At 70.2% G+C, this 2016-nt stretch carries 3 protein-coding genes; all 3 read left to right on the top strand.

What is annotated here, in order from left to right; all coding sequences use genetic code 11:
* Positions 1-148: 148 nt before the first annotated feature.
* Positions 149-472 (top strand): hypothetical protein, encoded by a 324-nt coding sequence (locus ABZ749_RS34520; RefSeq protein ID WP_357235453.1) that lies wholly within the window; start codon positions 149-151, stop codon positions 470-472.
* Positions 473-585: 113 nt separating this feature from the next.
* On the top strand, positions 586-1470 hold the full coding sequence (locus ABZ749_RS34515) for an alpha/beta hydrolase (RefSeq protein WP_357235451.1): 885 nt from the start codon (positions 586-588) through the stop codon (positions 1468-1470).
* Positions 1471-1591: 121 nt separating this feature from the next.
* On the top strand, positions 1592-2016 hold a 425-nt coding region (locus ABZ749_RS34510; RefSeq protein ID WP_357235449.1), incomplete at its 3' end, for a hypothetical protein.

Below are 2016 nucleotides of genomic sequence, written 5' to 3'. Positions count from 1 at the left end.
ATCGTTGAGGTAGGCCGGAAAGAGCCGGGCGTACAGGCGGTCCAGCCACGCCCGCCGGGCGCTCGCCGGCGGCCTGCGGACGGCGGCGGACGCCGCGCACACGGACGTCGCCGCCTCGAACGACTCGCGGTGGCGGGCGGGCCGCGACATGATCACCACGGCAATGGGCGGCGACTTCGAGCGGGTGGTCCGCGAGAGCTGGTGGCCGGACGCCGAGATGATCGTGCCCGGCGGCCCACGCGGTGGCCGTGACCTGGCGATCAACGGCATGGACCGCGACCTGGCCGCCGGGGTACGTCAGCGGCTGCGCAACGTGGTGGGCAGCGGCGACGTGCTGATCTGGGAAACCGACCTGATCAGCCCACCCGACGACCCGGAACACTGCCCACCCGCTGCACTCTGGTTGCAGGTGCTGCGCGAGGGCCGCGTACGCCAACTCACCCTCTTCCACCCCGTGCCCGCGCTGGTCTGAAAAACTTTCTCCGACCGAGCGAACTTTTCCCGCGACCCGCGCATCTGGTCTGCGTCATGCACCAGTTGCCGTGTCGGCGGACGCCGCGCGGGTCTCGGATCGGGAGATAGTTCATGGGTTTCACCAGCCACGACGTCAGCGCCCTCGCACCCGGTGCCCACACGTTCACAGTGGATGGCGTTCGGCAGGTCTACCACGTCGCCGGCACCGGTCCGGTCTGCGTGGCGCACTCGGGTGGCCCAGGCATCGAGTGGGCGTATCTGCGCACCCCCAGCCTTGAGACGCACTTCACGATGGTCTACGTCGAGCCGGTGGGCACGGGCGCGTCGGGGCAGCTCGACAACCCCGCCGATTACCGTCTCGACACGTATGTCCGGTTCCTGCACGCTGTCGTCGAGCACCTCGGCGAAGACCGGGTGTACCTCCTCGGGCACTCGCACGGTGGCTTCGTCGTCCAGCGGTACGCGCTCGCCCACCCGGACCGGATCTCCGGCCTCGCCCTGTACGACACCTCACCTGTCACCGGTGCCGAGTTCTGGGGCGAGGCCATGGGCGGCCTCGCCGCCTACCCGCAGCGGCACCCGGACCGGCCGGAGGCAGCGGCGGTCCCGGCTGCCTTCGCGCAGATCGGCGGCGCGACGGACGACGAGTCGTTGGGGGCCGCACTGCGCGCCGCCCTGCCGGTGTACTTCGCGGACTTCTGGGGCCGACAGGACGAGTTCGCCCCGTTTCAGGCGGCTGTCCGGATCTGGGCGACGCCGGCCGGCGCGCAGGACCCCACACCCTTCGACGTGCGGGAGAACCTCGGTGAGATCACAGTGCCCGTCGTGGTGATCGTCGGAATGTACGACTTCATCTGTGGTCCTCGCTGGGCCGAGCAGTTGCACGCGGGGCTTCCGGACTCGCGACTGGTGACGCTGGAGCGAAGCGGACACTTCGCGCACATCGAGCAGCCGGTGGAGTTCACCGACGCCGTGGCGGAGCTGCTGAAGCGTTGACCGACCGCGGTGCCGCCCGTCCCGAGGTCCGTTCGTCACAGCGGGCAGACCTCGGGGTGCGGGCGCGTTGCACGGTCATAAGCTGACCGCTTTGCTGCACCGTGACGAAGAGGAGACCACCGTGAGCCAGACCGAACGGATGGATTCCGTTGACGAGTGGAACGTGGCCGAGGACGACGGGGTCCTGGACGCCTCCGACACCCTCGACGACGACCGGGTCGGCGACCCCCTCGACACCGGCATCATCGCCGAGGACCACTGGACGGCGGCAAACCGGTTCGGCACCACGCCGGCCGAGGAGCGGGCGGGCGAGTCCCTGGAGCAGCACCTCGCCCAGGAGGTGCCGGATGTGGACCCGTACGCCGAGGGTGGCGACGACGAGGACGAGCTGACCCGCCGGGGGTACGAGGCGGAGGCACGCGCTGGCCGTCTCGTCGCCTACGACGAGGGCCGCCTTGAACGTTGCCTCGACGACGAACTTCCCCGCCGCGCACGTCGCCCGGTCCAGCATCGTGGTGACCAAGCTGGGCACCGAGGGGAAGGTCC

It is taken from the genome of Micromonospora sp. NPDC047753 (genome assembly GCF_040642735.1).
Lineage (GTDB): Bacteria > Actinomycetota > Actinomycetes > Mycobacteriales > Micromonosporaceae > Micromonospora.
This window is presented reverse-complemented; position numbering and strand designations above follow the sequence as displayed.

Bases quoted from the DNA above. Each gene is read 5' to 3' on its own strand.
- ABZ749_RS34520 (WP_357235453.1), top strand. From the start codon at position 149: ATGATCACCACGGCAATGGGCGGCGACTTCGAGCGGGTGGTCCGCGAG.
- ABZ749_RS34515 (WP_357235451.1), top strand. From the start codon at position 586: ATGGGTTTCACCAGCCACGACGTCAGCGCCCTCGCACCCGGTGCCCAC.